The following is a 25,827-nucleotide window of genomic DNA, read 5'->3' on the forward strand; positions in this document are numbered from 1 at the left end:
TTTATTTCATCATGTTCCAAACTGGGATGACACTCATCCTGTTTGTCTGTTTTCAATTACTCATGAATCGTTCGATATAAAACTTTTTTCTGTTGTTTGAAAAAAAGTGAAACTAGAGGAGACTTTGCTGCGTCTTACTAGTACAGGCGTTTAAATAGCAGGAAATCGGGAATATATAAGGAAGTGGTTCTTCACTATATCATAAGGAGCGGATCCATGAATTGGTATGAAAAGCTCAGTGAATACTTCCCGATAGAAGAAATGAAGTCAAAAGAGCATATGGAAGCTTTATTAAAGGAAAGAAGTGAAATTTATCATAAGGAAGAAGGGCCTCATCATGTGATGATGTACGCCGAATTTGATTCTTTCATCTTTATTGATTATTTATTTGTTTCCAGAGATGCAAGAGGTGAAGGCCTCGGATCAAAGCTCATTCATAAGCTGAAGGAAAAAAAGAAACCGATCTTGCTTGAGGTCGAGCCTGTAGATGAAGATGATGCAGATACTGCAAAACGCCTAAAGTTTTACCAAAGAGAGCACTTCAAGCATGCCGAATCAATCGGTTATAAACGCAGGTCACTTGCAACAAATGAAGTGAACCGCATGGAAATCCTTTATTGGTCGCCTCTTACAGATAATGAGGAAGAAATGATGGAGGCTATGAGGAAGACCTATGAACGAATCCATACGTATAAAGATGAAGAATGGTATGGGCAGTCGTATGAGGATGTTGATGATGTGTTGAAGGTCATTGAAAATAAAAAACAAAAAAATATTTTCGATCATCTCGACTAAATGAGAATGTTCAGACATCAAGCAACACCACAAAATGAATGAAATTGTCTAGTTTTTGTCACAAAAATTGCAAGAATATCTGTTCACACTTACTTTTTTATAGTATAATCACTATAAAGATTACTTATTTAGAACAATTTTAATTTAAGAATACAGATCAATATTCATTCTACAAATTGAGGAGTGAAGATTTATGGTAACATTATACACATCACCAAGCTGTACATCATGTAGAAAAGCAAGAGCGTGGTTAGAAGAGCACAATATTCCGTATCAAGAGAGAAACATCTTTTCAGAGCCTCTTTCAATCGATGAAATTAAAGAAATTCTTCGAATGACTGAAGACGGTACAGATGAAATTATCTCAACACGTTCAAAAGTATTTCAAAAGCTAAATGTGAATGTTGAGACAATGCCTCTTCAACAATTGTATAAACTGATCAATGAGCATCCAGGTCTTTTAAGACGTCCAATTATCTTGGATGAAAAAAGACTACAAGTTGGCTACAATGAAGATGAAATTAGACGTTTCCTTCCAAGAACGGTTCGTACATTCCAACTAAGAGAAGCTCAGCGACTTGCTAACTAATAGAAAAAAACGAAAAGCTGCCGATCATTTGGCAGCTTTTTTTATTTGTTTTCAGCCGTTTGTTCGTAAAACAGGCTGGCTAAAATGACCATTACGACTGTTAAAAACGGAAGCATCAATTCAAGAGTCGCATGCTGAGCCATAAATTCATTCAATTTCACATCACGAACAATCATTTCACCGCCAGTAAAAGCCAAAAGAGCACTTCCTCCGTATAATAGATACGGAAATTTGGTGAAAGCGGCATGAATCAGCTTACTTCCCCAAATAATAATCGGTACTGAAATCATCAGGCCAAAAGCGGTCAGCAGCATGTTGCCTTTTGCCGCTCCTGCAACTGCAATAACATTATCAAGTGACATAAAGAGGTCGGCAATCACAATGGTCTGAACCGCACGCCAAAGGGAGCCGCTGCTTTTAATGCGAATCGATTCTTTCTTTTGTTCAATTAACAAATTGTATCCTATATAAAGGAGAAAAAGTCCGCCGATAAATTGCAAATAAGGGATGGTCAATAAATAAACTGCGGCACCTGTCATTGTTATTCTCATCAGCACTGCCAAAAGTGTGCCGATCCATATGGCTTTATTGCGTTTGTCATTTGACAAGCTGCGGCTAGCCATCGCAATGATCAACGCATTATCTCCGCCTAAAATCAGATCGATGCCAATAATCATCAGTAAGGATATGATCCACTCTGTTTCCATCCATTTCACCTCATATCTAATAGAGCTCGTACAACCAATATATGAAGACAATTCAAATATATGTTTCTGTAAGTTTTCTCTGCAAAAAATGCGTTTTTATTTCTTTTATTCATGTTTTATCATAAAATAGACAGTACAAAGCAATACCTCAATTCTTTAAAAGGTTAACATGTAGACGGAACGGGTAAAGTGTAGTAAAGTACTATTAATTGGGAGCTTGTATGTCCCTTCAACATCTTATATAGAAGGGAAGGTTGGCAAAATGGAAATTGAAAGAATTAATGAACATACAGTGAAATTTTATATTTCCTACGGTGATATTGAAGACCGCGGATTTGACCGTGAAGAGATTTGGTATAATCGTGAACGCAGTGAAGAGCTGTTTTGGGAAGTAATGGACGAAGTGCACGAAGAAGAAGAATTTGCAGTTGAGGGACCGCTTTGGATTCAAGTGCAGGCACTTGACAAAGGTCTTGAAATTGTCGTGACGAAAGCCCAACTTTCTAAAGATGGACAAAAGCTCGAATTGCCGATTCCAGAAGATAAAAAAGATCAAACAGATGAAGAAAGTCTAGACGCACTGCTTGATGATTTTCAAAAAGAAGAGCAGGATCAAGAAGACGATAATGAGAAGGACAAAAAACTTCAACTTCAATTTGTGTTGAAAATGGATGACTTTGAAGATTTGATTGCACTTTCTCAATTAAATATGCAGGATTTTACCACAAATTTATATTCGTTTGAAAACCGCTATTATCTATATGTTGACTTCCACGAGGATTTGTCAGATGAGCAAGTGGAGAATAAGCTCAGCATTTTGCTTGAATATGCTCATGAATCAGTGGTCAGCATTTACAGACTGAAAGAATATGGTCAGCTGATTATCGAAGGAAATGCCCTTGAAACGATTCAACAGCACTTCTCGTAACCAACAAAAGTCGATTTCTATAGAGGAATCGGCTTTTTTATCTGAATGAATAGGTAAATAAAGAGATCGGCAAGGAGAAAATGAAATGAGAAATTTAGTCAAAGTTCTATTTTTTCTTATCATTACGATAGGTGCTTATTTAGTCATTCAATTAATTGCCGGTGATTTAGCGGTAAGTGTATTAAGTTCTGTCAGTGTTCTATTCACTTTATCGATTATCTTCATCGGGTTTGTCATATTCTTGGAGAACCGGAATCCATCTCAAACGATAACGTGGCTTGTCCTGCTTGGCAGCTTTCCGTTATTCGGCTTTTTGTTCTATATTTTCTTTGGACGCAATATCAAAAAGCGCCGGTTGTTTGAAAAGAAAGCCATCCTGGACGAACAGTTAATCCAGGAAGATGAACATATTCATAGAGAAGCGATTGAGAAAATGACGCATATGGGTGATCATCAGCAGCTCTTATTTAAGCTGGCCCACAGACTTGGACATACCCCTATTACGTATCGCACGTCCTCTAAAGTCCTGACGAATGGAGAAGAAACATTCTCTCATATTTTTGAAGAAATCAAAAAGGCGACACATCACATTCATTTAGAATATTATATTCTCCGCCACGATGACCTTGGACAAGAATTAAAAGATATTCTCATTGATAAAGCGAAAAATGGCGTGATTGTCCGCTTTTTATATGACGATGTAGGGAGTTTAAAGCTCTCTCGTCAATATATTGCTGACCTCGAAAAGGCTGGCGTTCAGATCGTTCCATTTTTACCCGTGAGGCTGCCTCTGTTAAATAATAAAATCAATTTCCGAAATCACCGAAAAATTGTCGTGATTGATGGAGAAGTTGGATTTGTTGGCGGGCTGAACATTGGAGACGAATATATGGGTAGAAGTAGACAATATGGATTTTGGCGTGACACCCATTTGATGATTAAGGGTGAAGCTGTTCGTGACCTGCAGCAGATTTTCATGCAGGATTGGTACTATATGACGAATGAAAGATGCGCAGGTGTGGACTACTTTAAAGATTTCAGCCACCTTGAAAGCACAACACAAGGCGTACAAATGATCGCTGGCGGACCTGATAAACAGTGGGAGGTCATTAAAAATCTCTTTTTCTCCATGATTATCTCTGCCAAAAAGTCTATTTGGATCGCTTCACCATATTTTGTGCCAGATGATGATATTTTGTCTGCACTGAAAATTGCTGCATTAAGCGGAGTAGACGTACGGATTATTGCACCGAAGAATCCAGATAAACGGATCGTCTTCCATGCGTCCCGTTCATACTTCCCGGAGCTTTTAGAAGCAGGGGCAAAGGTGTATGAATATGATCAAGGCTTTATGCATAGTAAATTTATCATTGTGGATAGTGAGCTGGCTTCGATAGGAACGGCCAACATGGATATGAGAAGCTTTCATTTGAATTTTGAAGTGAATGCCTTCCTCTATAAAACGAAAAGCACTGAGAAGCTCGTGAACGACTTCTTAGGTGATTTAGAGCAGTCGCACGAGATTGTCCCAGAGGAATTTGCAAAGAGACCGTTAAGGGTCAGACTCTTTGAATCAACAGCAAGATTATTATCGCCATTACTATAAAGATTGTATTTTCCCCCCTTTTTATGAGGGGGTTTTTTCATTTTCCTCAGGAAAACAACAGTAAAATCATGTTTTCACACAATAAAAGTTCATTTTACCTATTCGCTCTCTTATAGATGAAAAAGCTATAATACGGTCAACAAAGACTAAGGGGCGAACTGAATGAATACAGCGATCATGGATAATGGAAAACTTATTCGAATTACACATTACTTATCTAAAAACAGGTTGGAGCATGTCAGGACGACGTGCAAATTTTACTGCCCTGAATGCAGGGAAGAAGTGCAATTAAAGCTTGGTGAACAACGTGTTTATCATTTTGCACATAAACAGCTGACAACATGTCCACTAGCCTCAGGCGAAACGGCATATCATCAGGCGGGGAAAGAAGCCATTATGAATTGGCTTCTGCGGCTTGGACATAAACCGGTGCTTGAAAAGTATGTGTCAAAGATTCATCAGCGTCCTGACGTGGCTGTCTCTATTGGAGGAACAAGCTATGCAATCGAATATCAATGCTCAAATATTTCACGGCAAGAGCTCCGTAAAAGGACAGCAGGACTCCGCGAAGCAGGGCTCTTCCCTATATGGGTTATAGGAGCAAATCGTTTAAAGCGAAAATCTGCCCAGCTCTTTTCCTTCTCCTCCATTCATTGGGAAATGTTAAGGGAATCACAGAAAGGAAGTCTGATTTTTTATTGTCCGCTCCAGAACCGATTCATCCATCTTGCTCAACTCCTTGTATTTCAACCAACGAAAATATGTGCTGCCATGACTGTCAGACCGCCAACAGCATACCGCAAACTTTCGGATATTCTATCGCCGCCCTCAAGCAAGCGTCAAGTCTACAAACAATGGCTAAAATGTATACAGCAATTTAGGCAGCGGCCTCCTCGTATTTTATCAAATGAAAGCAAACGGTTGAGAGACGTTTTTTATGAGCATCATCAAACAGCTTTTCCTTTTCTGCCAACTGAATTATTTATCCCGCTGAAAGAAGCGTATATCTTCACAAGTCCCGTTTACGTCTGGCAGGGGTGTCTGTATGATTGGATAATGAGGAAAAAAGGAAACAGGTCAGTAACGATTCAACTGCTGATGAAAGAAATCAAGCGGTGTGTCCAGATGAAAGAAGTAAAGCTCCGATATGGCGATATTTCAATAGAAGAAATAAAAGAGGTCATCACTGCATATGTTCATGCGCTTGTTAGACAAGGGTTTTTACACATGACAAAAGAGGGTAATTATGAAGTAGCGTCAAATCAAATGCCAATACAAACAGTAGATGAAGCGTTCAAACGAGATACTTTCTTATTTCATTAGCATGTTTCATGCCCACTTTGATCATGATAAGAAAAAGGTGGTGCTGCGATTGAATAGAAAGAAACGCTTTTTTCTCATTTTTTTAGTCTGTTTGGTATTTATTTCTGCATATGATTTGACAAATATAGTTCAAAACAAAGAAGATAAATACAACACCAATTTCTTTCACTTTCCGAAAGGTTGGTTCAACACAACTTATGCAAGGGGGATTCATATGACTTCACAAAGCAAAAACAACCATTTACCAGACAGAAGCGAAGTAAAAGAAGAAAACAAATGGCGACTTGAAGATATTTTTGAAAGCGTCGATGCATGGAACAAGGAATTCGAAGCGGTCAAAAAAGAAATTCCTAAGCTCGCTCAATTTAAAGGCAAGCTCGCCCATTCTGCTGATGTACTGTATGAAGCCCTAACCTTTCAGGATCAGCTTTCTGAAAAGCTTGGCAAGCTTTATACATATGCGCACATGAAATACGATGAGGATACAACTAACTCATCATTTCAAGCGCTGAATGATAAAGCATCGAATTTATTTACACAACTCTCTAGTACTTCTGCTTATATTGTTCCAGAGATTTTATCGATTCAAGAAGATAAATTGCAGCAGTTTATTCTGGAAAAAGAAGAATTAAAACTGTATTCCCATGCTCTTGAAGAAATTAATAAAGAACGTCCACATATTTTAAGTGAGGAGCAAGAGGCCTTATTAGCTGAGGCATCTGAACCTCTCTCAACTTCATCTACTACTTTTAGTATGTTTAACAATGCTGATATTTCGTTCCCTTCTGTAAAGGATGAAAATGGGGAAGAAAAGAAAATTACCCACGGCAACTTTATCACATTTTTAAACAGTGATGACCGTGAAGTGAGAAAGAATGCCTTTAAAGCTGTGTATAAAACGTATGATCAGTATAAAAACACGCTTGCTTCGACACTGAGCGGTTCGATTAAAAAGGATAATTTTTATGCAAAAGTACGAAATTATAAATCGGCAAGAGAATCAGCACTATCTCGAAACAGTATTCCAGAAGAAGTATATGACAATCTAATTGATACAGTTCATCAATATTTACCGTTATTACACCGTTATATTGAATTGCGTAAAAAGGTGTTAAAGCTTGATGAAGTGCACAATTATGACTTGTATACACCACTTGTAAAAGATGCTGGCATGAAGCTAACCTACGATGAAGCAAAGGATTATATGCTAAAAGGGTTAGCGCCATTAGGAGAAGAATATGTGTCCGTGTTAAAAGAGGGACTCAATAATCGCTGGGTAGACGTTTATGAGAATAAAGGGAAACGTAGCGGTGCGTATTCATCTGGAAGCTATGGCACAAATCCTTATATCCTCATGAACTGGCAAAATAATATTGATAATTTATTTACACTGGCTCATGAATTTGGGCACTCTGTTCATAGCTACTATACAAGAAAGCACCAGCCATATCCGTATGGAAACTATAGCATCTTTGTAGCTGAAGTAGCTTCCACGACAAATGAAGCGTTACTAGGCGAATACCTGCTGAATCATCTGGATGATAAAAAACAGCGTTTGTATGTGTTAAATCACTTGCTAGAAGGATTTAGAGGAACGGTATTCAGACAGACGATGTTTGCTGAGTTTGAGCATCTGATTCATGTGAAAGCACAAGAAGGAGAGGCTTTAACGCCAGAATTCATGACGAACCTTTATTACGACCTGAACAAGAAGTATTTTGGAGACGGCATGGTTGTGGATAAAGAAATCGGATTAGAATGGACGAGAATCCCTCACTTCTATTACAACTATTATGTCTATCAATATGCAACAGGCTATAGTGCTGCACAGGCATTAAGCAAGCAAATCTTAGAAGAAGGAAAACCTGCGGTGGAGCGCTACACAGACTTCCTTAAAGCAGGCAGCTCTGATTATCCAATCAATGTGCTGAAAAAAGCGGGTGTTGATATGGCTTCCAAAGAACCAATCGAAGCAGCATGTCAATTGTTCGAAGAAAAATTAAAAGAAATGGAAGAACTCATCTCCACAACGGGTGAGTAATGAAAAGACTTCTGTCAGACGTGTGAGTGCATACTCATCTTTTGACAGGAGTTTTTTTCACAAAAAAGACCTCTTCGCATGAAGAGGCCGCAGATTTTAGCCCTTTGTCTTCTTTTCAGCGTGATAGAAAACCTTTGCAGTCAAGGAAGGACGAGTACTGGCGCGGAGCCGTGAGCACCAGCACGCAGGACTGACAACGAATGCGAGGGTTTGTCTACATGCTGAGACCTCTTCGCATGAAGAGGCCGATCCTTAACATCAACCTTTAAATCCCTTAAAGGTCTTCCGGTGGTTCATTCGATAAAGTGTAAAAAGTATTGCAGCAAATAAGAGTGGCGATGTGAGATAAAGAGGAAGCATTTTCATTAAGCCTAATATGTTTAAAAAGAAACATAAGCCAATGGAAACAAGTCCAATGGTTGTGCTGCGCATGCAGATCCCTCCATTTTTTCGTTACTTTCACTATATGAAAGTGACAACCCTCTTATGTTTTGTGACAAAAATATGAACATATAGTATATCTGTTGTCATAAGTCGACAAAATTTGATATACTACAGATGTGAAATTAATCACATACAAACATTACCCCTTTGTTTGACCGTGAAAAATTTCTCCCATCCCCTTTGTTGTCGTTAAGACATAGTGAAACCGCGCTTATCCCGGCGCGGTTTCTTCGTGGTTTAAAAAAGAACAAATGTTCCCTTTTGAGGTAAAGAAAAAACATGGGTCAGCACCCATGTTCATTCTCACAGCGATAGACATCAAGATCTGAATGATGATCATCTTCTTTATAGCGCCAAAACATTTCTTGATGCACTTGTACACGTTCGACTTTTTTAGCGAAAGCTAGCTTTTTCATTTCTCGTTCAACTTCTTCAAGTGTCAGGTCATAAACAACCGCAATCTCTTTGGCAGATGCAAATTGAAAGTAAGCAATAAACCATTCAATTGGAGGCCGTTCTGAAGGTGTTGGTTTTTCACCAATCATTTCAAAAAGGATTTCCTCGTATATATCATAAGAGTACGCACCTGAAATTTTTAATCCTTCATCTCCGTTTACTGTATTAAAAAAGGCAAAGGTCGGAAGCTCAGACACGTCCATTTCAGCGGCAATTTTCATATCACATTTTAGTGCTTTGACAGCACTTTGAGAATGAATATCGCGCTGGAATTCCTCGATGTCTAGTCCAGCGCTTTTTGCATTTTCTAGCAGTACATGTTCACTTGTAACATCTTGCTGATGGCAAAAAAGTGATTCTTGAATGAGACGCAGAAATTTCATTCCGCATTTTCTGCCTTGAAGTTCAGCCGCTTTTAATGCAAGCGAGGCGAGATAAGGTGAAGTCACAATTTGTTCAGACAGCATTTGTTCTTTTTTTGTCTGAGTTTTGGTCGCAAATTTCCCCCACGCTTCGGTCAGTAAATGCTTTTTTCGTTTTCGATTCAATGCATTAATACTAGAGCTTGTCACCGTTCGCAAAGTGAAAAAACGGCCGTACTTCATTTTCAATTTTTTAATGGATGGCTCTAATAACCAGCAGTCTGGACTTAGAGGGTCAATGAATACATAAATTTCAATCGGCTTTTGAGGATGTCCGTGACAGTGTGAGAAATATTGATCGTGCGTATTGCAGCTCAAGATCGTCCATCCTTTTCAGGTGTTTGGTTGACCATATGACGAGCCGTTAAAGAAAGCCGCTCAAATAAAAAGTCACGAATATCGCCGGTTAATCCTACTTGATCCATTGCATCCTCCATGCATTCAAGCCATGCGTCAGCCCGCTCCTCAGTAATCGGAAAAGGGAGATGTCTCGCCCGTAGCATGGGGTGGCCATGCTCCTCTGTATAAAGCGGGGGTCCGCCTAAATATTGCGTTAAAAACTGTTTTTGTTTTCTTGCTGTTTCTTTTAAGTCATCCGGGAAAATAGGATGAAGCAAAGGATGACACTTTACATTTTCATAAAAAGTATCAACAAGTTGCGATAGAAGTTCCTCTCCAACCGCTTCGTAAGGTGCGTTAAACGATTGTACCATGTTGACTACTCCTTTTACTCGTAGTTAATAGGATGAAGCGCCCTATTGTGAATTTATTTATTTCAAAAGTGATATTCAGTTTGTTCTATTTTAATGTTTCTATTCTTGTACTTATTTTAACAACCTCATCTCAATTCCACAAACAAACCGCTTTGGTCTATTGGAAATAAGGGGAGAGGCGGGTTCCGTGATCAATTGACCATATCATAACACATTCAGTCAAAAAAGGGTGAAAAGCGACATACAAAAAACCGAAGAGGTTATTCTCTTCGGTTTAAGCGAAATATTGTGCTGTGATTTTCTTTACATAATTTTGTGTTTCTTTAAATGGTGGAATGCCGCCGTATTTATCAACATTTCCTGAGCCTGCATTATAAGCAGCTAAGGCGAGTGAGACATTTCCATTATATTTCTGAAGCATTTGTTTGATATACTTCGTGCCGCCTTCGATGTTCTGGGCCGCATCAAAGGCATTATTCACGCCAAGTGATTTAGCTGTAGATGGCATAAGCTGCATAAGACCAAGCGCGCCTGCATGGCTGACCGCATTCGTACGATAGCCGGATTCTTGCTTGATGACCGCATGAATCAGCTTTTCTGGAACACCATGTTTTTGAGCCATTTGTGACACAATTTGATTAATTTCTTTTGATGATGAGCCGCTTGAAACAGCCTTTTGAAGCGGCGGCGTGTAGCTGTTGTTTAAGACATTTCCAATACCATTCGCTGTATTCAATTGAGCGTCATTCGCATATGAAGGTTGAGCTTGAAGCTGCTCACCGCCAGCGATAGCAGATAAGTATGGGTTTGTACGCGCGTATTGCGTGTTCGGAGCCGTTGATGGGTCCGTTCCCATAAATGCAGAAATTGAAAGCGGCAGACGTGATAATTCTGATCCGCCTAAAAAATCTTGCAGCAGCGACTGAAAGGAAGCTTGAGCATTCGATTCTTGGCCGCCCGGCATTTGCGTTTGTCCAGGGTCTGATTGTAATGTTTTAAGCGCTTGGAGCTGCATAAAGGATTGAAGTTGATTGACGTTCATCATGTTCCTCCTTCAAGGAATTCATCTATTTCTGTGTTTTCATTTTCTCTTCATAAAAACGTACGACTTTGTTTTTCGTGTTTCGTACAGGGATTTGGAATTTTTGGAGCAATGCGGAGAATGCGGCTTGTCCGATTTCCAGGTCGCTCACTTCAAATTCAAGTTCATAGTCCTCTACTGTTAAATATCGGCTGTGATCCAAAACAATTAAGCCTTCTTTGATCATTTTTTCAGCTCTTGACGTTTCTAGTGAACCAAAATACACAATTTGATCCTTTTGAATGTTCAGATGGTCTAGCCTATCAGCCACTTCACCTTTTGGTAGCTGAAAATCGTCAAGGCTTGAAGGAGGAGCGATCGTTTGGTGGGTTTCGAGCAAGCCTATTTCGTGTGGTTCCTTTAACGTGAGAACCCACTGGCCGTTTTTTTCTCTCATTCTTAATGCAGCGAATTGAGATTTTATATCAAATTGAGGTGTATCAAAGTAATGGTTGGTTTGCGTGTGAAAATCCGAATCCTTCAATTGAAAATGTTGTTTCAACTGTTCAAATTCTTCTTTCATTAACAATTGCTTTAGTTCTATTTCAATTTCCTGTGCCATTTTGACATCAACCTTTCATTTAGAGGAAATATGATTATTGTACATGAAGTATGTTCATCATGTAAAAGACTGTTTTTATCTATTATTTCTCTTTCCACATGTGCCAAAATCAATGGATAATTACGTGAAAGGATCATTTATAAGAAGAAAATAGGATTTTCTCAATAAGTTCGGTTTATCAATATTGAACTTGATATGATAAAATAAAGCTGTACTTTGTTGTAAAGGAGATCATGATGCAAAACCGAATTGAAATCGCAGAAGCAACTTTAAAAGAAGACAGGCTGATTTTGACGACCAAGTCAGAAGAGCAAATCCAAAAAGCAAAAGCATCAGGACAAATGCTTGTTGATTCTGATCACTTTGCGTTCGTTTACATACTTGAAAACGAGCAGTCCTTTTCATATCTTATCTTAGGGGAACATACATGGGCTCCATTAAAAGAAGCAATGAATCTTGACATCCCTGTCTATTTGACAGCGGGAGGACATTCGTTAGAACTCATTCAGCTTCATCAAGAATTACATTATTTAATCGACAATATTAAAGACAATGCCAATTACGGAGATATGGAAGAGAAAGTGAAGAGCACATTCCTCTGAAATAATTAGGTATATGGAATTGGGGGAAGTTTCATGGACAAAAAACAATGGGATCAATTCCTCGCACCGTATAAACAAGCAGTCGAAGAATTAAAAGTGAAACTAAAAGGCATTCGAAAGCTATATGAATTCGAGGATGACCATTCACCAGTAGAATTTGTTACAGGCCGAGTGAAACCTGTTGCCAGCATATTAGAAAAGGCAAAGCGTAAAAACATCCCAATGCATGAAATCGAAACGATGCAGGATATTGCTGGGCTTCGCATTATGTGCCAGTTTGTAGAAGACATACAAGTCGTGAAAAAAATGCTCCAGTCACGAAAAGACTTTGTGGTTGTTGATAAACGCGACTATATTGCAGAGCATAAAGAAAGCGGATACCGTTCGTACCACCTTGTTGTGTTATATCCGATGCAAACGATCAACGGAGAGAAGCAGCTCCTCGTCGAAATCCAAATTCGTACACTTGCGATGAACTTTTGGGCGACCATTGAGCATTCTCTGAATTATAAATATAGCGGGAATATCCCGGAAAAAGTCAAGCTGCGCCTTCAAAGAGCTTCTGAGGCAGCATCTCTTCTTGATGATGAGATGTCTGAAATTAGAGGGGAAATTCAAGAAGCACAAGTGGCATTTTCCCGGAAAAAGAAAAACGATAGCTGAGCCTGTGCTTGATCAAATATGATGCTGCCCTCTCATAGCAGCAAGGTGGAAAAGGAGAAGAATTCATGAAATTTGCAGTTTCTTCGAAAGGGAATTCTGTATCTGACACACTTAAAAGTAAAATTCAGACCTACTTATTGGATTTCGGGATGGAACTCAATGAAGAGGAACCAGATCTTGTCATTACGGTTGGTGGAGACGGCACCCTTCTTTATGCGTTTCACCGTTATAGCGACCGTCTGAATGAAACAGCTTTTGTCGGTGTTCATACAGGTCATCTTGGTTTTTATGCTGACTGGGTGCCAAGTGAAATTGAAAAACTCGTCTTAGCTATTGCGAAAACCCCTTATCACATTGTGGAATATCCGATCTTAGAAGTCATTGTCAGATACAACGACGGTGGCAGAGAAGAGAAATATTTAGCCATGAATGAATGTACGATTAAAAGTATGGAAGGGACACTTGTGGCAGATGTTGAAATTAGGGGTCAGCTGTTTGAAACATTCAGAGGTGACGGTCTTTGTCTGTCTACACCGTCTGGCAGTACAGCCTATAATAAAGCACTTGGGGGCGCCATTATTCATCCTTCCATTAGAGCCATTCAGCTGGCAGAAATGGCTTCAATCAATAACAGAGTGTTTAGAACGGTCGGTTCGCCGCTTATTTTACCAGACCACCATACTTGTGTCATAAAACCGAGGAATGATGTCGATTTTCAGGTAACCATTGATCATTTGACGCTGCTTCATAAGGATGTCAAATCCATTCAATGCCGGGTAGCAGACGAGAATGTCCGCTTTGCCCGATTTAGACCATTTCCGTTTTGGAAAAGGGTGCAAGATTCCTTTATCGGAAAAGGAGAATAAGAAAGAGGTCGTTCTCGCTGGAATACTTTACACTAAACAAAACCATGACAGCCAAAGAAGAAGGGTTGCTTTTAAAGGATTATTTAATAGATATTGGCATTTCGAAAAGAATGCTGACGGATATTAAATTTGAAGGCGGTGATCTTCTCATTAATGGAGAGCATGTGACTGTGAGATACAAGCTGCATAACGGAGACAGGCTCACCATTTTATTCCCACAGGAAAAAGTGAGTGAAGGGCTAAAGCCTGCTTCGATTCCGCTTGATATTTTATTTGAGGACGAGCATGTCCTTGTGCTAAATAAAAAGCCATATATCCCGTCCATTCCTTCTAGGGAGCACCCAGAGCACAGTATTGCAAATGGGTTGCTGCACCATTATGCAGAGCAGTCTGTTCGGCTGACAGTTCATTTAGTGAATCGTCTTGATCGTGATACATCTGGCGTCATGCTTGTGGCCAAGCATCGTTTTGCCCACAGCCTTTTATCAAAAGCGCAGAAAAGTGGAGCGGTCAAACGAACATACAGAGCGTTTACACATGGCATGATCAAAGAAAAGCATGGAACCATTCGTGCAAAAATTGCCCGAAAAGGAGATAGTATCATTGAGCGAATGGTCGATGATACTGGACAGGAAGCTGTGACGCATTTTACAGTGCGAGCGGTGGACGCTGAGTTGAACATGTCAGATGTGACGCTAGCACTTGAAACGGGGAGAACCCATCAAATTCGTGTTCATATGCAGTATCTTGGTTACCCACTCATCGGAGATACGTTATATGGCGGAACGAGTGAGCGGATGAACCGGCAGGCACTGCATAGTGAGACTCTTGTCTTTCCTCATCCGATGACTGGAGAGGTAATGACATTTTCGGCTCCGCTTCCTGAAGACATGAAATCATTGCTGCTTTAAATAGAGAAACCCGGCTACCTGCAAGCGCAGGGCCGGGTTTTTTTATGATGTGAAATGCTGAAACCTTGAATCGTCATAAGGCATAGAGGAAGGAACAGAAACCGTTTCAAGCTCAGGATATTTGAGGGCAGACAGCCGGTGGCCAAATACGCAGCCTGTATCAATGTTGACAGTTCTGCCAACAAATCGTGGTTCTTTCACTGGTGTATGTCCGTAGACAATCCATGGTTTTCCGCGATATTCCTTTGCCCAATCCTTCCGCACAGGTCGTCCATCCGGCCACGTCTCTCCTGTGACTGCGCCAAATAATAGATAGGATCGCATCTGTTTGTTCGGCTTTCTACCAATGTCCTTTTCCTTCATCGCTGCGTGAGCAATCATCAGTTCATCAGGAATAAGTACATCGTAAAGCGGAGCCTTCTCAAATAGCTGTTTAAATTCATGTGACAATTTGGTTTGTTCATGAAGGGGCAGCTTTTTTATTTCGTTCACTGTGGTTTCGATGCCATGAAGTAATTTCACCGGATTTCCTTTTAAATAACGATAAAGCTTAAAGCAATGGTTGCCAGGTACGTAGCGGATCGCGCCGTGTGAGTAGGCATGAATGACAAATCGCATCACATCTACAGACTGAGGTCCTCGATCTGTTAAATCACCGACAAGGGCTAGCGTTCTCTTATCAGGATGGACGGGTAATCCATGTTTGAGTTCGTATCCTAGTTTGTGTATGAGGGTAAGCAGCTCTTCGTAGCAGCCGTGGATATCACCAATGATATCAAATTCCATAAGATTTCCTCCTGATTTTTCTCATCCATTCATCGGGGCTAAAGAAGTTTGAATTTTAGAACATATAACGAATGGCTTTCTTTTCGTTTAGGCAATTGTTAGAATCAATGCTTTAACGTAAACCTTAGAAGATTAAACATCAATGTTAGGAGGCTTTAGCCAATGGAGCATACATCTGTTTCATCACTCGTTGTCGTTATTATTGTCGCCTTTTTCACCCCACTTTTATTGCACCGATTTAAGCTGACCATTCCGGTCGTTGTTGCTGAAATCATCATGGGGCTCATCATTGGAAAAAGCGGTCTTCAGCTGGTTGTTGAACATGATGCATGGTTAGATACGTTATCCATGCTCGGTTTTATTTTTCTGATGTTTTTAAGTGGACTTGAAATAGATTTTTCTTCTTTCGAGTCAAAGAAGAAAGCACGAGAACTACCAAATGGTCTAAAAGAACCGAATACGTTTAAAGCAGCCACTATTGTTTTTCTTGGCGTATTTAGTATTTCTTTTATTCTGTCCTATGCGTTTGTCCTTGCAGGGTTTATCCAAAATGCCTTTTTAATGACGCTCATTATATCGACGATCTCATTAGGGGTAGTGGTTCCCACCTTAAAAGAGGAAAAGTTGATGCAGACGAATATCGGTCAAATCATCTTGCTTGTCGCTGTCATTGCTGATTTGGTGACGATGATTTTACTTGCTGTATTTTCCTCTATTTATGGCGATGGTACAGGGAATATGTGGCTTCTGCTCTTATTATTTGCTGCGGGCATCCTTCTTTATTTATTTGGCCGCGTATTTAAGACAAAGTCAATTTTTCAGTCCATGTCAAAAGGGACCGTGCAAATTGGGACAAGGGCGATCTTTACTCTCATTATAGTCTTAGTTGCCTTATCTGAATCACTCGGTGCTGAAAATATTCTTGGAGCGTTTTTAGCGGGCGTACTTGTGTCCCTTCTTTCGCCGAATAAAGAGCTTGTCCAGCAACTGGATTCATTTGGCTACGGATTTTTGATCCCCATCTTCTTTGTGATGGTCGGCGTGGATTTGAATATATGGGCACTGTTCAAGGACCCAACCATTATGATCATGATCCCGCTGCTATTTATTGCATTATTGATTAGTAAGCTCATCCCGATTCTTTATTTGAAAAAATGGTATGACATGAAAAAAGTGATCGGTTCTGGCTTTTTATTAACATCGACATTATCACTCGTCATTGCAGCTGCGACGATCGGGGAGCGGCTCGGAGTCATTGATCATAAAATGTCCGGCGCGCTGATTTTAGTCGCGATACTCACAAGTATATTAACGCCTGTCTGGTTTAAAGCGCTGTTTAAAAAAGAGCAAGCTGCGAGCCATAAAAAACGTGTGACCTTTATTGGTGCAAATCAGCTGACCTTACCTGTCACACTCGATTTACATCAGGATGAATATGATATTCGAATTTTGCATGTCTTTCAAGAAAATAAAGAAGCGATGCTTGCCGACTCCATCTTTGAAGTCGAATCGATTGAAGAGTACGATGATGAGACGCTGCGAAAGGCAGGCGTTGGCCAGGAGGATGTCCTCGTCGTCGCAACAGGCAGTGAGACGAAAAATAAGGAAATTGCTTTATTTGCAAAGGAAGAAGGAGCGAAACAAGTCATTGCGAGTGTGAGCAAAGCTGAGGCAGAGCTGACATTGAAGGAAGCGGGCATTGATACGTTTTCTAATTTCCTATCATCTAAAACGGTGCTAAGAGCCTTGATTGAAGCACCGGATGCGATTCGATTATTAACAAATGAGGATACTTCCTTGTATCAAATTCAAATGAATAATCATCGCTATCACAATGTCATGCTGAGGGAATTTCCGTTTACCGGCGATTTGGTCTTTGTCCGTATTTTCAGAGGGGTAGACAGTTTAGTCCCACATGGAGATACGACGCTTAGAAGCGGTGACCGTGTGCTTGTGTCGGGCTCTCGTGAGTATGTAGCAGGACTTAGAGCCCAATTAGAGTGAGAATGAACCCTTGACCAATGAACAATTCCTGATTAAGATAGAAGTACAACATCATATATTTGATCCACTAGGGGAGTCCTTTAAAAGGGCTGAGATAAAAGTATCGACTTTTAGACCCTCATTACCTGAACAGGTTCATACCTGCGTAGGGAAGTGGTGCGGTTTTTGACTATGTTTTTGACAAATTCCAAGCCACTTTCCACGCGGAAAGTGGCTTTTTTATATGGAAAAACAGGAGGAGAGGAACATGACGTTTTCAATTGAATGTAAAGAAGCAGCAGCAACATGGTGGAATGGAAGCTTTACACACCCCTTTGTGAAAGGAATTGGAGATGGCACGCTGTCACTCGATCGTTTCACGTATTATGTGATGCAGGATTCATATTATTTAACTCATTTTGCAAAGGTGCAAGCATATGGAGCGGCGATTAGTGAGGACTTACATACGACGGGCAGAATGGCGTATCATGCGCAGGGAACGTATGAAGCGGAGCTGTCGCTGCATAGAAAGTTTACAGAGCTTTTAGAGATTTCAGATGAAGCCATCGAAAACTTTAAGCCTTCTCCCACTGCTTACGCGTATACCTCACATATGTACCGGTCTGTGAAAAGTGGACGATTCGAAGAGATTTTAGCTGCGTTATTGCCGTGCTACTGGCTTTATTATGAGGTGGGTGAAAAGCTGAAACAAACCACACCTGACCATCCGATTTATCAAGAATGGATTTTGACATATGGAGGGGATTGGTTTAAGGAACTCGTCTTTGAACAGGTCAACCGCTTTGATGAACTAGCCGAAAAAGCACCAGAACATGTACGGACCAATATGAAAGAAAATTTTGTGATTTCTAGCTATTACGAATACCATTTCTGGGAGATGGCGTATCAAAAAGAATTGTGGCAAACAGCATGTTTAGATGGGGTTGGTGCAAATGGAACTCCACGCAGTGACAAATGATTCGCTTCCTGCGGGTGAGCTGATCAAACAAATAAAAAACATTGCACCTGAAGTGGATTTTATTCATATCCGGGAACGGTCTAAAACAGCAAGTGAGCTTGTTGATCTCGTGAAAGGTCTCCTTTTAGAAGGTGTACCGAAAGAGAAGCTCATCATCAACGACAGAGTAGACGTTGCGCTGCTCACCAATATTCACCGGGTACATCTCCCGGGCCATAGCTTTTCGCCAAAAGAGCTGCGGAAAAAATTCCCTCATCTTCATGCGGGCGTCTCTGTTCATTCGATAGAAGAAGGGAAAGCAGCTGAGAAAAATGGAGCAGAGTATGTCATATTTGGGCACGTATATGACACCACTTGTAAACCAGGACTTCAGGCAAGAGGCGTACAGCTTGTGAAAGAACTGACATCTCTACTATCTATTCCAGTCGTGGCGATCGGTGGTGTGACACCTGACCGCATTCCAGAATTGAGACATGCGAATGTGAAAGGGATTGCTGTCATGTCTGGAATTTTTACTCATCATCAGCCGCGCAAGATGGCACAAGCATTTTCTAAACAAGTAAAGGAGCATCCTTATGAAGAAGCATTATGATGTTGCAATCATTGGTGGTGGAATCATAGGGATGTCCATTGCCTATCACCTTGCAAAAGCAGGAAAGCAGGTCGTCTTACTTGAGGCGAATGAGGTAGGGAAGCAAACAACAAGTGCGGCTGCTGGGATGCTCGGTGCACATGCTGAAGGAGAGGGTCATGAGGATATTTTTTTTCAAGTAGGCAGAGCAAGCCAGGCATTGTACGAAAAGTTAAAAGTCGATCTACAGCATGAATCTGGCATTGATATTCGAACATCAGCGGGCGGTATCATGAAGGTAGCCTTTTCAGAAGAGGAGAAACAAGCACTTTGCCGGATGCAGCATTTGTCTACATTTGAGTGGCTTGACGCAAGCAGCGTAAAAAAATGCATGCCTCAAATAGCAGAGAACATTTTAGGAGCAGGTTTGATTAAAGAGGATGTTCATGTCGAACCTTATGCGGTATGCCGGGCATTTTGGCAGGCGGCGGTCAGGTACGGGGCAGAAGTGAAAGAGTGTACACCCGTGATCGAAGTGAAGCGGGAGAAAGAAGAGTTAGCGATTAGAACAACGAAGGGAACATTCACATGTGATGATCTCACTGTAGCAAGTGGTGTATGGTCTGGCCGTTTTTTTGAAGAGCTTGGATTATCTCATTCTCTTTATCCAGTAAAAGGGGAATGTGTGTCTGTATGGAATCATGGTCCAGCACTCCAACACACCATTTATCATGATCATTGTTACATCGTTCAACGAGATAGCGGCAAACTGGTCGTTGGCGCAACGATGAAGCCAAACGAGTGGCAAACTGTTCCGACGCTTGGCGGCATCGAAGCTGTCATTCAAAAGGCGTCACAGCTGATGCCTTCGATCAAGGAGATGCCGATTGATCAGTGCTGGGCTGGCCTTCGTCCGGCGACAAGTGACCGGCATCCCTACATTGGTAGACATCCAGAAGATCAGCGTATTCTTTTTGCTGCAGGGCATTACAGAAATGGTATTTTACTTGCCCCGATTACTGGAGAAATCATTCGCGACCTGATATTAGGTGAGCCGGTCAAAACGGAATGGCTTCACGCATTTCGTATTGGCCGAAAGGAGGCACTGTTTGTATGAAAATTCAATTGAATGGCAGAATCGTTGATTTCGAACAAGAGAATGGAACGATCTATGACCTGCTATCAGACTATCAGCTTGAAAATCGAGTAGTGATTGTGGAAAAGAACCAAGAAATTATTGATAAAGAAGCGTTTCAACAAGTGAAAATTGAACCTAATGACACGATCGAAATCGTTCACTTTGTAGGAGGAGGATGACAACATGCTGCACATTGGCGGGAAAACATTCACATCTAGATTATTACTTGGTACAGGGAAGTACCCATCATTTGAAGTTCAAAAAGAAGCCGTGAACGTATCAGAAGCAGAAATATTAACCTTTGCTGTGAGAAGAATGAACATTTTCGAAGCATCTCAGCCAAACTTTTTGGAGCAGCTTGATTTATCAAAATATACGCTGCTTCCGAATACAGCTGGTGCTAGTACAGCGGAAGAGGCAGTTCGAATTGCTCGTTTAGCGAAGGCTTCTGGACTGTGTGACATGATCAAGGTAGAAGTCATTGGCTGCTCAAGGTCTCTTCTGCCAGATCCAGTCGAAACGTTAAAAGCATCCGAAATGCTACTCGAAGAAGGATTTATCGTGCTTCCATATACATCTGATGATGTGGTACTGGCAAGAAAATTAGAAGAGCTTGGTGTCCATGCCATCATGCCAGGTGCTTCGCCGATTGGTTCAGGGCAAGGCTTACTAAACCCTCTGAATCTCTCATTTATTATCGAGCAGGCAAAGGTACCGGTGATTATTGATGCTGGTGTAGGCTCTCCAAAGGATGCGGCTTATGCGATGGAGCTAGGGGCTGACGCTGTATTACTGAACACCGCTGTGTCAGGTGCAAAGGACCCTGTGAAAATGGCAAAAGCCATGAAGCTGGCGATTGAATCAGGAAGGCTAGGCTTCGAGGCGGGACGTATTTCTTTGAAAAACTATGGGACAGCAAGCAGTCCGCAGGAAGGAATGCCGGCATTTTGAGCACACGCTATTCACGACAAGAGCTCTTTCAGCCAATTGGACTAGAGGGGCAAAAGCGGTTAAATGACTCAAAGGCTGTCATTATTGGTGCGGGAGCGCTTGGAACAGCTAGTGCGGAAATGCTCGTTCGTGCTGGCGTTGGTTCTGTCACCATTTTAGATCGAGATTATATTGAGTGGAGCAACCTTCAGCGTCAGCAGCTTTACACAGAGCAAGATGTGCAGGATCGGCTGCCAAAGGCCGTGGCGGCTGAAAATAGACTCAAACAGATAAATAGTGACGTGCAGGTCAAAGGAATCGTCGTCGATGTGACCGCTGAACATATTGATGAACTGGTCAGCGGCGCTTCAATTATTGTCGATGCAGCGGATAATTTCGAGGTGAGAATGATCGCTAATGATGCAGCTGTCAAACATCAAATTCCATTCCTTTATGGAGCTTGCGTCGCCAGCTATGGTATTCAATTTACTGTCATTCCTGATGAAACACCGTGTTTACACTGCCTGCTTGAACATTTACCTGCACAAGGCATGACATGTGATACAGCCGGTATCATTAGTCCAGTTGTGCAGCAGGTGGCAGCATATCAAGTGGCAGATGCCCTGAAGTATTTAACAGGTCATCAAGTGACGCCAATTTTAAGATCGTTTGATTTATGGACCAATGAGCGGTCTGACATCCGATCAACCAGCTCCTTAAAGAAGAAACAATGTCCAAGCTGCGGACTGAAGACATATCCTTTTCTCTCCTATGACAAGAGAGCGAAAGCAGATGTACTATGCGGCCGCAATACGGTCCAAATCCGCAGTGCAGCCGAAACCCCGCCGTCGTTACACGAAGTGGCTCTTCGGTTAAAGAAAGCAGGGATGGATGTTCTTGAAAATCCGTATTTGCTTTCCTGTCAAAAGAATGAATATAAGCTTGTCTTATTTAAAGACGGCAGAGCCCTTGTCCATGGCACAAATGATGTGGCAAAAGCAAGAACCATTTATCATCAATGGATTGGCTAATGAGAGGTGTGATGAAATGACGATCAAAAAAGCATTCACAATTGCAGGTTCTGATTCTGGCGGCGGAGCAGGCATTCAAGCTGATTTAAAAACCTTTCAGGAGCTCGGTGTGTTCGGAATGTCTGCGATCACAGCGATTACAGCACAAAACACACTAGGTGTTCACGGAGTATATCCGCTTTCAAACGAGGCGTTAGAAAGTCAAATTGATGCAGTGGCAGAGGATTTACTGCCAGATGCCGTCAAAACAGGAATGCTGTGGAGCGCAGACATGATCAAGATAGTTGCTGAAAAAACGGTTCAATATGACATGAAGCTCATTGTCGATCCAGTGATGATCGCAAAAGGAGGCGCTTCTTTATTAAATGAAGATGCGGTCTCAGCGTTGAAAACACACTTGCTGCCTGTCAGCTATGCTGTAACGCCGAATCTTCCTGAGGCAGAAGTGCTGACAGATGTGCGCATTCAGACAAAAGAAGATCGCTATCTAGCAGCGGAGCGTTTATATGAGCTTGGTACGAAGCATGTCGTGATCAAAGGCGGTCACGGTCCATCTGGCGGGATGATTACAGACCTATTGTATGATGGAAAAGGCTTTATAGAAGTCACAAATGAACATATTGATACACCGCATACACATGGCACAGGCTGCACGTTTGCAGCGGCATTAACAGCTGAAATAGCGAAAGGATCCTCCATGAGGGAGGCTTTTGACACAGCAGAAACCTTTGTCCATGAAGCCATCAAGTTCCCTTTGAATATTGGGGCTGGACACGGACCTACCAACCATTTTGCTTATCAGCAAAACCGGCTCAAACGATAAGAGAATCGAACCGTCTTCATTTGCGAGGACGGTTTTTTGATGAAAAAGAAATTTCTTTCAGCGGAAATTGTCATTCTCTCTTGATCTGTGATAATATTATGATCAGGTACTAATACTATGTCTTGAAAAAATAGGAGGCTTTATTACATATGAACTTTTCTTTAGAAGGCCGTAATATCGTGGTAATGGGTGTTGCCAATAAACGAAGCATCGCTTGGGGAATTGCCCGCTCACTTCACGAAGCTGGAGCTCGTTTGATTTTTACTTATGTTGGAGATCGTCTTGCTAAATCTGTAAAAGAACTTGCAAGCACACTTGAGCGTGATGATTCAATCATTCTTCCATGTGACGTGACAAGTGACGAAGAAATCGAAAAATGTTTCGCTACAATTAAAGAAAAAGTACAAGTCATTCATGGCGTTGCGCATGCGATTGCATTTGCAAACAAAGAAGAGCTTGTCGGTGAATACTTAAACACGAACCGTGAAGGTTTCCTCTTGGCGCACAACATTAGTGCATACTCTTTAACAGCTGTAGCAAAAGCAGCACGTCCATTGATGACAGAAGGTGGAAGCATTGTCACGCTTACATACCTAGGCGGAGAGCGTGTAGTATCTAACTACAACGTAATGGGTGTAGCGAAAGCAGCACTTGAAGCAAGTGTGAAATACTTAGCAGCTGATTTAGGCGCAGAAGGTATTCGTGTGAATAGTATTTCTGCTGGTCCAATTCGTACGCTGTCTGCAAAAGGCATCAGTGGTTTTAATACCATTCTGAAGGATATTGAAGAGCGTGCACCGCTTCGTCGTACAACGACTCCTGAAGAAGTTGGCGATACAGCTCTATTCTTATTCAGTGATCTATCACGCGGCATGACAGGTGAGAATCTGCATGTTGATTCTGGCTTCCATATCATTGCTCGCTAAACAACTAATTGATTTGCAGCATACCGAATAAGGGTATGCTGTTTTTTTATTTTTCTTCTGATTTGAGGCGTCCGCTCATATATATAAGGAATGAATCATTCGGGAGGGATTAGTATGTCAAATAAAGGTGATGAGAACCAGAAGCCGCTTATGTATATTGTTCAGCCGAGCTATGATGAATCAATGCCGGCCATGCAAAATATTGTGAGAAAGCGAAAGAAATCAGAAAAATCACAAGAAATTTCTAAGAGTAAAAAAGACAAGATCGAAGAAAGTACACACGAGGAACCCGTGGCTCAAGAAATCGAGAAGAAAAAAGAAGCAAAGCCGCCTGAGCGTCAGCAAGAGCAAGACATGATGCAAGAAGCAGAGCTTACCCAAGAACAAGACATCATAAAAGAACCAGAGCTTATACAAGAACGAAAACCTCAGCGAGAAGAGGAGAAGCCGCCAGAAGGTGTATTTCATGAAACAAAAGAAGAACCTAGAAGAAAACGAGTGAAAAAGCCTTTAAGTCAGATGAGCATTGACGAAAAAGTCGATTTTCTCACAAGCCTGCCTCATAATATGCCAAGAGCCCTTTGCCTGATTGAAGCTGCTGGTAAAACATATAGAGGGATTATCATGGATCGAAAAGAAGATACAGTGGTCATTCGAACAGCAGGCGGGGGAAATCCAGTTGAATTAGCAATAGATGAAATTTCCTCAATTCATCCGCTTGGCTTTTAACAAATAAAAAAAAGTCCCATAGAGGGACTTTTTTTGTTAGCAGTTACGGTTGATGAGTCGTGGATTTAAGCACTCGATTGCGCAGAAGCAGTCAAGATCTACTTCAATGCAATACTTCGATTTTTCTAATCGGAACACATCACATACGGAATCTTTGTCTGTAAAATCTAAAATATGACGGTCTTTGTCAAATGCGATAAGCAAGCTGAGTGTTGCGCAGTGGTCAGAGATGTGTTCGACTCTGAAAAATGTAGTGCTGAAGCAAGGACCTGCATCTACTTCTCCGACGTTTCCGAATGCGACGAATGGTTTTGATTTGGATGTAAAGAGAACAAACGGGACAGTGTCACCTAATGAATGGGATGAAGAAAGGAGATTGCTGTAACAGCTGGTCGGGCATTCTTCTTCGACGGCATTTTGTAAGTCGTTAATATTTTCAACAGCCTCTGCTACACAATTCCATGAATGTTTGCGGCTCATATTCAACCCTCCTATACTAGGAAATTTATTTGAGTGTTTGAGCACTGTCATCATCTACAAGCTTTTTGTTTTGCCGGTTGATACTTCTACTTACAATCAATGCGGAAGCGGCAGCTCTTATGCTGACTGCTCCGCATGATTGACTGTCATTCGTAAGGAAGGGGATGCTTTGACTCATGACAAGTGAGATCAATGGCGGTTGATTTAGCCGTGGTGATGATGCTTTTTATCTTTCGATGGCATGACTCTGTCTACTAGTTCTGGGTTTAAACATTGGATTGCGCAGAAGCAGTTTAGATCAACCTCAATACAAAAGTCCGTTTTTTCTAGACCAAAGAAGTCAGGGTCACAAGGGTGACAAACGCTTAGCGTATGTCCGTGTACATCAACAGGTCTTAATACAGATAACGTAGCACAGCAGTCGTGTAATTTTTCAACCCGGAAGAAAATGGATTCGAAGCATTGGCAATCGTCAACAAATCCTCCAATGTTTCCGAAAGTAGAAAACAATCCGCCCTTTTTATCGAAAAGTAAAAACGGAATCGTATCTTTTCCAGAAACGGTTGGGCTTAATAAATTACTGTAGCAGCTCGTAGGACATTTATCTTCTACAGCTTCCTGCTCTGCTAAAATCTTATCAACCGCATCGCATACACAGTTTTCATCATGTCGGCCATGGTGTTTTCCGCAGCTCATGGATTTCAGCTCCTTTAACAAGGTATTTGACTTTAGTCCTTAACAA

29 protein-coding genes and 1 riboswitch are annotated in these 25,827 nt (G+C 41.2%); of the genes, 20 read left to right on the forward strand and 9 right to left on the reverse strand.

All coding sequences use genetic code 11. The features are described from left to right. Positions 1–216 precede the first annotated feature (216 nt). Together MKY83_RS05640 and spxA are read left to right on the forward strand one after the other, a co-directional pair. Positions 217–795: a GNAT family N-acetyltransferase gene (locus MKY83_RS05640; protein WP_044139639.1), complete on the forward strand. Its 579-nt coding sequence runs from the start codon at positions 217–219 to the stop codon at positions 793–795. 193 nt (positions 796–988) lie between these two features. Next, the gene (spxA, locus tag MKY83_RS05645; protein ID WP_003211421.1) at positions 989–1,384 is read left to right on the forward strand and encodes a transcriptional regulator SpxA; all 396 of its coding nucleotides are present in this window, start codon (positions 989–991) and stop codon (positions 1,382–1,384) included. Between the two features lie 41 nt (positions 1,385–1,425). On the opposite strand, the gene MKY83_RS05650 is transcribed toward spxA, so the two are convergent. Continuing rightward, the gene (locus MKY83_RS05650; protein ID WP_003211565.1) at positions 1,426–2,091 is read right to left on the reverse strand and encodes a TerC family protein; all 666 of its coding nucleotides are present in this window, start codon (positions 2,089–2,091) and stop codon (positions 1,426–1,428) included. A 262-nt stretch (positions 2,092–2,353) separates the two neighbouring features. Here MKY83_RS05650 and mecA point away from each other — a divergent pair, with 262 nt between their 5' ends. The 4 genes from mecA (at position 2,354) to pepF (ending at position 7,989) form a co-directional block, all read left to right on the forward strand. Further along, complete coding sequence (gene mecA / locus MKY83_RS05655; protein WP_065098853.1) at positions 2,354–3,019, forward strand: adaptor protein MecA; 666 nt, start codon at positions 2,354–2,356, stop codon at positions 3,017–3,019. An 85-nt stretch (positions 3,020–3,104) separates the two neighbouring features. Then, entirely contained in the window at positions 3,105–4,625 is a 1,521-nt protein-coding gene (cls, locus tag MKY83_RS05660) for a cardiolipin synthase (protein WP_003212118.1), read from the forward strand. 162 nt (positions 4,626–4,787) lie between these two features. Continuing rightward, positions 4,788–5,948: a competence protein CoiA family protein gene (locus MKY83_RS05665; protein WP_185107549.1), complete on the forward strand. Its 1,161-nt coding sequence runs from the start codon at positions 4,788–4,790 to the stop codon at positions 5,946–5,948. 214 nt (positions 5,949–6,162) lie between these two features. Continuing rightward, a complete protein-coding gene (pepF, locus tag MKY83_RS05670) occupies positions 6,163–7,989 on the forward strand; it encodes an oligoendopeptidase F (protein WP_282959899.1) in 1,827 nt (608 codons plus the stop codon). Positions 7,990–8,247: 258 nt separating this feature from the next. Here pepF and MKY83_RS05675 read toward each other — a convergent pair whose 3' ends face one another. The 5 genes from MKY83_RS05675 to MKY83_RS05695 form a co-directional block, all read right to left on the reverse strand. Then, positions 8,248–8,421 (reverse strand): hypothetical protein, encoded by a 174-nt coding sequence (locus tag MKY83_RS05675; RefSeq protein ID WP_044139629.1) that lies wholly within the window; start codon positions 8,419–8,421, stop codon positions 8,248–8,250. A 296-nt stretch (positions 8,422–8,717) separates the two neighbouring features. After that, positions 8,718–9,629 (reverse strand): ClpXP adapter SpxH family protein, encoded by a 912-nt coding sequence (locus tag MKY83_RS05680; protein WP_044139627.1) that lies wholly within the window; start codon positions 9,627–9,629, stop codon positions 8,718–8,720. Next, a complete protein-coding gene (locus MKY83_RS05685; protein WP_008355333.1) occupies positions 9,626–10,024 on the reverse strand; it encodes a thiol management oxidoreductase in 399 nt (132 codons plus the stop codon). The genes MKY83_RS05680 and MKY83_RS05685 overlap by 4 nt, the downstream gene beginning before the upstream one ends. Before the next feature lie 274 nt (positions 10,025–10,298). After that, on the reverse strand, positions 10,299–11,066 hold the full coding sequence (locus MKY83_RS05690) for a lytic transglycosylase domain-containing protein (RefSeq protein WP_003212377.1): 768 nt from the start codon (positions 11,064–11,066) through the stop codon (positions 10,299–10,301). A 25-nt stretch (positions 11,067–11,091) separates the two neighbouring features. After that, positions 11,092–11,667, reverse strand: coding sequence for a CYTH domain-containing protein (locus tag MKY83_RS05695; protein WP_044139624.1), 576 nt, complete (start codon positions 11,665–11,667; stop codon positions 11,092–11,094). A 236-nt stretch (positions 11,668–11,903) separates the two neighbouring features. Here MKY83_RS05695 and MKY83_RS05700 point away from each other — a divergent pair, with 236 nt between their 5' ends. From MKY83_RS05700 to MKY83_RS05715, 4 genes are all read left to right on the forward strand, one after another. Further along, positions 11,904–12,269 (forward strand): hypothetical protein, encoded by a 366-nt coding sequence (locus MKY83_RS05700; protein ID WP_044139623.1) that lies wholly within the window; start codon positions 11,904–11,906, stop codon positions 12,267–12,269. A 33-nt stretch (positions 12,270–12,302) separates the two neighbouring features. After that, positions 12,303–12,932: a GTP pyrophosphokinase family protein gene (locus MKY83_RS05705; protein ID WP_044139621.1), complete on the forward strand. Its 630-nt coding sequence runs from the start codon at positions 12,303–12,305 to the stop codon at positions 12,930–12,932. A 65-nt stretch (positions 12,933–12,997) separates the two neighbouring features. Then, complete coding sequence (locus MKY83_RS05710; protein WP_003211364.1) at positions 12,998–13,798, forward strand: NAD kinase; 801 nt, start codon at positions 12,998–13,000, stop codon at positions 13,796–13,798. A gap of 44 nt (positions 13,799–13,842) precedes the next feature. Then, positions 13,843–14,709, forward strand: coding sequence for an RluA family pseudouridine synthase (locus MKY83_RS05715; RefSeq protein WP_342488302.1), 867 nt, complete (start codon positions 13,843–13,845; stop codon positions 14,707–14,709). 42 nt (positions 14,710–14,751) lie between these two features. On the opposite strand, the gene prpE is transcribed toward MKY83_RS05715, so the two are convergent. After that, positions 14,752–15,495 carry a bis(5'-nucleosyl)-tetraphosphatase PrpE gene (prpE, locus tag MKY83_RS05720; RefSeq protein ID WP_113768423.1) on the reverse strand — a complete coding sequence of 248 codons (744 nt, stop codon included), beginning with the start codon at positions 15,493–15,495 and terminating at the stop codon, positions 14,752–14,754. A gap of 162 nt (positions 15,496–15,657) precedes the next feature. Here prpE and MKY83_RS05725 point away from each other — a divergent pair, with 162 nt between their 5' ends. The 10 genes from MKY83_RS05725 to MKY83_RS05770 all read left to right on the forward strand — a co-directional run bounded on the left by MKY83_RS05725 (position 15,658) and on the right by MKY83_RS05770 (position 24,605). Next, positions 15,658–17,499, forward strand: a complete 1,842-nt coding sequence (locus MKY83_RS05725; protein ID WP_065098850.1) for a monovalent cation:proton antiporter family protein — start codon at positions 15,658–15,660, stop codon at positions 17,497–17,499. A 59-nt stretch (positions 17,500–17,558) separates the two neighbouring features. Then, a riboswitch (TPP riboswitch) is annotated at positions 17,559–17,668 on the forward strand. A gap of 78 nt (positions 17,669–17,746) precedes the next feature. Further along, positions 17,747–18,457 carry a thiaminase II gene (gene tenA, locus MKY83_RS05730; RefSeq protein WP_044139617.1) on the forward strand — a complete coding sequence of 237 codons (711 nt, stop codon included), beginning with the start codon at positions 17,747–17,749 and terminating at the stop codon, positions 18,455–18,457. Further along, complete coding sequence (tenI, locus tag MKY83_RS05735) at positions 18,432–19,049, forward strand: thiazole tautomerase TenI (protein ID WP_044139616.1); 618 nt, start codon at positions 18,432–18,434, stop codon at positions 19,047–19,049. The genes tenA and tenI overlap by 26 nt, the downstream gene beginning before the upstream one ends. Next, entirely contained in the window at positions 19,033–20,145 is a 1,113-nt protein-coding gene (thiO, locus tag MKY83_RS05740; protein ID WP_044139615.1) for a glycine oxidase ThiO, read from the forward strand. Before tenI ends, thiO begins: the two co-directional genes overlap by 17 nt. After that, on the forward strand, positions 20,142–20,345 hold the full coding sequence (gene thiS / locus MKY83_RS05745) for a sulfur carrier protein ThiS (RefSeq protein WP_044139614.1): 204 nt from the start codon (positions 20,142–20,144) through the stop codon (positions 20,343–20,345). The genes thiO and thiS overlap by 4 nt, the downstream gene beginning before the upstream one ends. Positions 20,346–20,349: 4 nt before the next feature. Continuing rightward, a complete protein-coding gene (locus MKY83_RS05750) occupies positions 20,350–21,117 on the forward strand; it encodes a thiazole synthase (RefSeq protein WP_185107543.1) in 768 nt (255 codons plus the stop codon). Then, positions 21,114–22,127 carry a thiazole biosynthesis adenylyltransferase ThiF gene (locus tag MKY83_RS05755; protein ID WP_044139613.1) on the forward strand — a complete coding sequence of 338 codons (1,014 nt, stop codon included), beginning with the start codon at positions 21,114–21,116 and terminating at the stop codon, positions 22,125–22,127. The genes MKY83_RS05750 and MKY83_RS05755 overlap by 4 nt, the downstream gene beginning before the upstream one ends. Positions 22,128–22,143: 16 nt before the next feature. After that, positions 22,144–22,950 carry a bifunctional hydroxymethylpyrimidine kinase/phosphomethylpyrimidine kinase gene (gene thiD / locus MKY83_RS05760; RefSeq protein WP_282061880.1) on the forward strand — a complete coding sequence of 269 codons (807 nt, stop codon included), beginning with the start codon at positions 22,144–22,146 and terminating at the stop codon, positions 22,948–22,950. A 149-nt stretch (positions 22,951–23,099) separates the two neighbouring features. Next, on the forward strand, positions 23,100–23,876 hold the full coding sequence (gene fabI, locus MKY83_RS05765) for an enoyl-ACP reductase FabI (protein WP_342488303.1): 777 nt from the start codon (positions 23,100–23,102) through the stop codon (positions 23,874–23,876). Positions 23,877–23,990: 114 nt separating this feature from the next. Continuing rightward, on the forward strand, positions 23,991–24,605 hold the full coding sequence (locus MKY83_RS05770) for a spore coat CotO family protein (protein ID WP_342488305.1): 615 nt from the start codon (positions 23,991–23,993) through the stop codon (positions 24,603–24,605). A 36-nt stretch (positions 24,606–24,641) separates the two neighbouring features. Here the strand turns inward: MKY83_RS05770 and MKY83_RS05775 are convergent, their stop codons facing one another. Both MKY83_RS05775 and MKY83_RS05780 read right to left on the reverse strand, forming a co-directional pair. Then, the gene (locus MKY83_RS05775) at positions 24,642–25,085 is read right to left on the reverse strand and encodes a CotY/CotZ family spore coat protein (RefSeq protein WP_044140422.1); all 444 of its coding nucleotides are present in this window, start codon (positions 25,083–25,085) and stop codon (positions 24,642–24,644) included. 204 nt (positions 25,086–25,289) lie between these two features. Beyond that, positions 25,290–25,781 carry a CotY/CotZ family spore coat protein gene (locus MKY83_RS05780; RefSeq protein WP_003211658.1) on the reverse strand — a complete coding sequence of 164 codons (492 nt, stop codon included), beginning with the start codon at positions 25,779–25,781 and terminating at the stop codon, positions 25,290–25,292. Positions 25,782–25,827 lie beyond the last annotated feature (46 nt).

Source organism: Bacillus sp. FSL M8-0266, assembly GCF_038613425.1.
Classification (GTDB): domain Bacteria; phylum Bacillota; class Bacilli; order Bacillales; family Bacillaceae; genus Bacillus; species Bacillus pumilus.